Origin of the sequence: Pseudoalteromonas sp. XMcav2-N (genome assembly GCF_024124545.1) — a bacterium.
In the GTDB taxonomy this organism is placed as follows: Bacteria; Pseudomonadota; Gammaproteobacteria; order Enterobacterales; family Alteromonadaceae; genus Pseudoalteromonas.
This window is the reverse complement of record NZ_JAMXSF010000036.1, coordinates 1-6,871: the sequence shown is the minus strand read 5'-3', so window position 1 is coordinate 6,871 and position 6,871 is coordinate 1. Positions and strand designations below refer to the sequence as shown.

At 43.5% G+C, this 6,871-nt stretch carries 7 protein-coding genes; 4 read left to right on the top strand and 3 right to left on the bottom strand.

The features are described 5' to 3' along the window. Positions 1–662 precede the first annotated feature (662 nt). The 4 genes from NH568_RS23825 to NH568_RS23810 all read left to right on the top strand — a co-directional run bounded on the left by NH568_RS23825 (position 663) and on the right by NH568_RS23810 (position 4,833). Positions 663–1,241 (top strand): TetR/AcrR family transcriptional regulator, encoded by a 579-nt coding sequence (locus tag NH568_RS23825; RefSeq protein ID WP_253111263.1) that lies wholly within the window; start codon positions 663–665, stop codon positions 1,239–1,241. Between the two features lie 94 nt (positions 1,242–1,335). Next, positions 1,336–1,932 (top strand): hypothetical protein, encoded by a 597-nt coding sequence (locus tag NH568_RS23820; RefSeq protein ID WP_253111260.1) that lies wholly within the window; start codon positions 1,336–1,338, stop codon positions 1,930–1,932. A gap of 4 nt (positions 1,933–1,936) precedes the next feature. After that, positions 1,937–2,827 carry a sterol desaturase family protein gene (locus tag NH568_RS23815; RefSeq protein ID WP_253111257.1) on the top strand — a complete coding sequence of 297 codons (891 nt, stop codon included), beginning with the start codon at positions 1,937–1,939 and terminating at the stop codon, positions 2,825–2,827. A 476-nt stretch (positions 2,828–3,303) separates the two neighbouring features. Next, positions 3,304–4,833 carry a basic secretory protein-like protein gene (locus NH568_RS23810; protein WP_253111254.1) on the top strand — a complete coding sequence of 510 codons (1,530 nt, stop codon included), beginning with the start codon at positions 3,304–3,306 and terminating at the stop codon, positions 4,831–4,833. A gap of 161 nt (positions 4,834–4,994) precedes the next feature. Here the strand turns inward: NH568_RS23810 and NH568_RS23805 are convergent, their stop codons facing one another. The 3 genes from NH568_RS23805 to NH568_RS23795 form a co-directional block, all read right to left on the bottom strand. Then, positions 4,995–5,351 (bottom strand): hypothetical protein, encoded by a 357-nt coding sequence (locus tag NH568_RS23805; RefSeq protein ID WP_253111251.1) that lies wholly within the window; start codon positions 5,349–5,351, stop codon positions 4,995–4,997. 107 nt (positions 5,352–5,458) lie between these two features. Further along, positions 5,459–5,791 carry a hypothetical protein gene (locus NH568_RS23800; protein WP_253111248.1) on the bottom strand — a complete coding sequence of 111 codons (333 nt, stop codon included), beginning with the start codon at positions 5,789–5,791 and terminating at the stop codon, positions 5,459–5,461. A 534-nt stretch (positions 5,792–6,325) separates the two neighbouring features. Beyond that, positions 6,326–6,706 carry a hypothetical protein gene (locus NH568_RS23795; RefSeq protein WP_253111245.1) on the bottom strand — a complete coding sequence of 127 codons (381 nt, stop codon included), beginning with the start codon at positions 6,704–6,706 and terminating at the stop codon, positions 6,326–6,328. Between the last annotated feature and the right edge of the window lie 165 nt (positions 6,707–6,871).

Here is a 6,871-nt window from a genome sequence, read left to right as displayed (position 1 = left end):
GGTAAAACAGCACACAGGCCGTAAAGATTCGATACGTGGTAAGTGCGTTCGGGCCAGCTTTGACGATGAATTCAGGGCAGAGCTTATCTTTGGTTAATGTCGTTAACGAAGTATGCTCTCACCCTGGTATGCAGGCATTAAGCAGTAGCCTGCTTTAAATTTAAAAAACTACAATAGAATAACAAACCACCACTACAATATAACACTCACATAGTGCAAATTAAAAACCACCATTTTATTTAAAAATAAAATCAGACAGATAATAAACCCATCATGAGCCTGTTTTCATAGATGACCTGTATTATTTTGATGAGTAACCCAGCATGGGCCTACTCAGGTATATGGCCAGTTTGGGTAGGCAAAACATGATGCAGCTACCAAAGCCCATAGTAATATCGTCAACCAGTACATACAGGGCTGCTCACTTCGCACATAGCGCTGCCACAAATAACTGACCCCTCTTATCAAGTCATAGAGCAACCACAACAATAGTCCAAAACCAAGCCAATAACTCCACGGCAACCCCATCCACATTTGCAACTTCCTCACTATAGATTTTCACAATGACAATTTACACCATAACTTGCAACCTCGTTAATTGTCAACATGACAATCAAAACCTCTGTTGATATAGTGACTGAAATAGCGAAACAGGAGAAACCATGGCAAGACCAAGTATGGCGGCACAACGCACTGAAGAAATACTGGATGCACTTGAAGCCTGTATTTTGAAATATGGGATCCAAACAACGTCACTTGAAAATATCGCAGAAACCGCGGGAGTGAAACGCACCATTTTACGTCATTACATCGGTAACCGTGACGATATCATTTGCGCACTGAGCACGCGGCTACGCACCCGATATTCAGAACAATGGCAACAAGTTTTACGCTGGCTCCCCTCGACAAACAAAATTGAGTCAATCATAGATGCTTTATTCACTGTCGGCTCTCAGGAAAGGATCAACGCAACCATAATTGGTGAAGCCATTTTCTCAGAAGCCAAGCGTTTACCGGCTATCAAACAAGATCAGGCCAGTATCATGGATGAGTTTATTACGATAATCAGCGAGGTTTTACGTGATGAATACCCCGATGCAAACGTAGATAAAGTGGAACTGGTTGCCCATGGAATTTACGCTAATTATCTGTTGTCAGAGTCTTTTTTACCTCTAACTCTGGTTGATCAAGTTTATAAGCTCAAAGCCACCTCGAAGCTACTTTGTACCACACTGACGTGAAACGGCTAGTTGCCCAAGTAAATTTTCATATTGACAATTAACAACTCAAAATTTAGCCTATGCTTCATTCATCACATATCATCAGGATTAATATATGAAGCTAACCAACTCTTTGGTGATCACAGGGATCATTGCCATTTCAGTTTGGGGGGTTGCTTTACTACAGCCAATGCCTGTACAAGCTCTGTCCTCAGCACACCCCCATTCAACGACTCAGAAACAATCCCCCCTCGAGGCAGCACGCTCGAATGTAGTGACGGAAGAACAAAACCCCTTACAGGTTACTCTTGATACACTGATTATCTCCGGCAATACAGCAACTTTACCTACAGATAAAGTGCAACGGCTTTGGCAGGAATTTAATACTAATACGGCCTTAAATAGCCAGTTGATCAAGCAGCCCCTCGCGGTCTATGTTGTGTATAAAAACTTCTCAGCTAACTTTGAGCAAGCCACGGTTACTATCGGCTATTCCATCGATGCCCTTTCTTCTGCAGATGACACCGTCACGCTCGACGCCGCGCGCTATGAGCAGCTGTTATCAAGAAAAAAGCATAGTGTTCAAGATATTGCATTAGCATGGCAAGAAATCGATTATCGAAGACCAATAGAAAGGGTCGTTGAGATCCATTACCTGTCAGATCACAGTGCAATAACGAGCTCTGAATTACTGGTAGATTATGGAGAGTAACCCCATGGAATTGTTAACCTTTCCTCTATCGGAAGACGATATCTGGTGGCTAGAAGTCTTTATCGACGACTGGTTTTTAGTCATTGCATTGGGCTTGTTCATTGTTGAAATGCTCAGGTACGCCTGCAAAAAACAATTTACCAGAAATCTGCTTGGCGACAGTATTGCCAACTTTGTGACTCTTGGGCTGTTTATGTTTTTAGTCGCGCTGGTTGCGATGACTTATGTTGGTATATTTTTCTACGTTTATGATAATTTCAGATTTGTTGATCTGCCACTTACGCTCTGGACCATATTGTGCTGTATTATACTGGCCGATCTCGCTTACTATTGGGAACACCGCTTTTTACATAAGAACGGCTTCGCCTGGGCAACGCACACCGTCCATCACAGCTCACCACATTTCAATATTTCTGTTGCTTATCGCCATGGCCCAATGGATTGGTTTTTCCCGCTGTTTTTTTATCTGCCACTGGCGCTAATGGGTTTCCATCCGTTTATCATCTTGCTGGCCGAGGTGGTCGTACAGGTCTATCAAACTTTATTGCACACAGAAACCGTAAAGAAACTGCCTCGCCCGATAGAAGCCATCTTTAATACTCCTTCTCATCATCGGGTGCACCATGCTACCAACAAACAGTATCTGGATAAAAACTATGCGGGCATTTTTATTATCTGGGACAAGCTGTTTGGTACCTTTGCCAGGGAAGAAGCACAAGTCAGATATGGCGTCTTTCCACGAGTGAACAGCGTAAACCCGTTTACCATTTTTTTTAGCGGGTACGCAAAGTTGTTCAGGCAACTCTTTAATGCTCCAAGCTGGACATACAGATTTAAGTTGCTGATAAAGCCGCCTATCTGGGCCTGGCAACAAGAACAGAAAAGCAAAAAATAGATAAAAGTCAGTGGGTCAGACTTTTACAAAATTAAAGCGTGTACTGTATGTCATATCGACCACCTTGATCTTGAAACAGGTTTCCAAAATCTCAAAAGGAAACCTTTCCCATTAACGCAATTTCACCTCCAAACAGGACTGAACAGACTATTCCGATGCTGATATCACCGTGTCTTTTACCAGTGCACAACTCACAAATAACTTTTTTATCAGATAGTTACTTACTAACCATATCATTCAGTCAAAGTAGAAAGTGAGAAATACACTTGACTACTTATAACCAAACTGCTCAATTTTAAACCAAATTGTTATTTACATAAGTTTGACAACTCATACATTAAACGCAATATTTAGACCGTTCCAATCACGGGTAGAGCAAACTTACTAGGTTCAAAATGAGATGAACTCCATTATTAATTAAAAAATAAATTGGAACGATACAAATCACACTACAACATGTAAAAGAGAGCAACAGGATGAAAACACAACTCTTAAATCCAATCACGCTGGCATTGTGCCTAAGTGGAGCGCTTATAGCTCCATTAAGCTTCGCAAGTACCGACCTGACTCAGCCAAATACAGGGATTGTCACCGCCAGTGGGGAGAATGGCACAGCTGAGGGGCGCAGCAAGGCATTTGACGATTCTCAGTACAGCAAATGGCTGACCTTCACGCCTACAGGCTGGATTGCTTATCAGTTCAATACCCCTCAGATAGTATCCGGTTACACATTGACTTCGGCCAACGATGCGGCGAGTCGCGACCCGCAGGACTGGCAATTATTGGGTTCAAACGATGGCAATACCTGGTACGAACTTGATACACAAACCAATCAGATCTTTTCTGCACGCTATCAGACTCGTCAGTATAGCGCTACGAACAATCAGGCCTACCGCCACTACAAGCTGAACGTCACTGCCAATCAGGGCGCGGGCATTTTGCAGCTGGCAGAAATTGAATTGCTGGGTGGAACGACGCCACCGGGAGATTCTCTGCCACTCACAGATAGCAAGTCGCTCAGTAAAGGGAGCTGGCAGCATTATGGGCCATTCAATGTAGCGGGAAAGGTCTTGGCAACCACCTCAGGTAGCGGCGATGCCGATCTATATATCGGCCTGGGTAGCCTGCCAGCGACCAACAACTACCAGTGTGCCAGCACCTCGTCCACAGCTGCAGAATCCTGTCAGGCTCAGGGCAACAACTTGTATGTCTCAGTTTATGGCTGGTCTGCTACCCGTTACACCATCAATATACAAGAACAAAGCGACAATGGCGGTGGTAATTGGGATAAGCCGGTGGTCGATTTTGTTGATATGAACCCAGAAACTGCGGGCTCGCAACTGGTGAAGCGCATCATCAGCGATCCGGCTGCTCATATGGCAAACCGCTGTGTAGATGTAGCCAAAGTGCTCTATACCGACCCGAAAGAATCTCAACGTTTCAGACACCTGCGTTTTGAACTCCGAGAAAAAGACGCCTGGGGCAACGACTTTGTGGCCTATAAGCTCGGCCAGGATGGGTCCGGTGAAATGACCATTGCCGTCAGCACAAAACATCTGGAAAAAGTCTACCGGGAAGGAAACAACGACGACAACGCGATCCGCGACGAAATTGACGGCATCTTATTCCATGAGGTTACCCATGGCTATAACAACTCTCCAATAACACACGACGGTTATGGTGACGGCGGTCCTTACTGGGCCTATACCGAAGGCCTCGCAGATGCTGTGCGGATTGGCGCGGGTTTTCATAAAACCAGACAACCGGACATCACCAACCCTAAAAAGTGGCTGGGCGGATACACCACCACCGGCTTCTTCCTGCACTACATTAAGCAGGAAAAAGACCCCCTGTTTATCCGCAAGTTTAACCAGTCGGCGGTGAATTACACCAACTACACCTGGTCATTCGACCGTGTCTTCACCGATATACTGGGCATTGGCGTAGAGCAAGCCTGGCAGGATTACGTGCAATTTATTCAAAATGGTGGACAGCTGCAGTACTAGCAGATAGTAAAAGCCCGAAGCCTGGTTGCTTCGGGCTTATGATAGTTCAGCTGCTGTCACGAACTTTAATAGTCAGGCTGGGCATATCGTTCGCTATGTGCACCGCACCACTGCGTTTTTACACAGCAAAGCTCTCCAAAGCGCCGATTATGAGGCGTTTATTATATGCCGCCTGAAAACAATACGGACTTATCTATTGGCAGTTCTGTACAAATCAAATGTGCTGTTACGTATGGCCAGTGAACTCTTTTTGCGTGAATCACAAAGCCCTGTTTCATTGTGTAGTCTGTCAGTTCAAATGAACCCGGGCATAGCTCGGCGGCTCTGCGCGCCAGTTTCATCCTTAAACTGCCATATGATTCGGTATCTCTGCCGTCCACACGAACAAGAAAACTGTTTTCACTGAGCACTTTTTCAGAATACCCATAGGCACCATTCTCAGGATACCCTGAGATGGGTTGGTAGGTACTACAACCTATTATTCCAATAGATAAAACGAGTATTAATACCTTAAGCAAGTTAACTCCAAAGATGTCTTTTTCCTGGTTAAAACGCAGAGGCACCTGTATTTAACCAGTCTCAGCTCCATCCGCACTTTCTTAGCTGACGCGAATTGAAACCCTTGTTATGCATTTTTCTGAGCGCTACCAGTGAGCTTAAACAAGTAATATAAAGCAGCAATCAAAGGGGGATAGAAAGAAAGAATAAAAATAATACCTGCATATTTCTCAACTAAATCCTCCAAAACGAACAAAGATGCCCAACCCGTAAACACAGGTATCACAATGGCTGCTATGAGCATTTCGAGACAGCGCTTAAATTCCTGAACCCAAACTTCAGAATCCCCTTGTACTATAGCTCGCACTTTTCTATATACTAGAACCAATAAGACAAATAACCCCATATCGAGTATTGCGCCTATAAAACCTTCAAACCCAAAGTAATTCAAAAAATCCATGTCATGCTCTCTGATTGCATAAAAAATGAGATGAACCTCTCTTTCCTGGCACTTGTGCCACACTAAAGGTACCAATCGATAATCTGGTTCTGTCCATCCTGAATAACATTAAGATCACAGAGTATCAACACAGCAAAATTTACTCAATCTTGACTGAATATAAAAATGGAAAGGCTACTGTCTGGATGTAATATCTCTTAGAAAGCATCTCGTTTTTTAAAAACAACCCAAACCTTGCTCTTTCACCGAAGAACCACTCTCAAACTTAGTGTACAGAGCTATTTGGTCATCAAATGACGATTACCGCATCTAAGTTTATTAGTCTTTTCGTTCTGGCTGAGGGGGAGATAGTAATGCTACAGATGCAATTTATGAGGCAGCCATGCACTTGCAATTTCACAGTGAAAAACCATGAGTGCCAAGCTATTATGATATTTTAGCATTAGGAAGCTGGGCTTAGTCGAAAGGAGATTTTTCGCTCTATGCCTTCACAACATTATGCGCTCCTGCTCCTATTTTAGATAGCATCCGTTATTAACGAAAAGACTCATATAACACAGCCAAGCAAGCTAACAATACAAGACCCCCTAAAGCGATAAGCTTTTTCCCCCTTTGTTTTTTTACTTCATCACCTGATAACTTTTCAAGCTTCAAAACATATAATGAGTAAGCAGGAAAGAGCAAAGCAAAGCCTAACCAGATAGAGATATAAAAAAGACTTTGGGTAAGCAGTGACGATGTACCCAATACAATTAAACTAAGCGGCGCAATTTTTCTGTATGACTCATTTACACCGCCAGCATCGCAAGAAAATTTACCACAAATTCTACAAGTGGCAGGGCTACCACTATAAGACAGTAATTTAGAGAAGTAACTAACGCCTTCTTTGTTACAATGAGGGCAATTAAAACTCATAACACCTCTGAATTGATGAAAATCGAACAACATACGAGCCCAGGGTGAGAGCATACTTCGTTAACGACATTAACCAAAGATAAGCTCTGCCCTGAATTCATCGTCAAAGCTGGCCCGAACGCACTTACCACGTATCGAATCTTTACGGCCTGTGTGCTGTTTTAC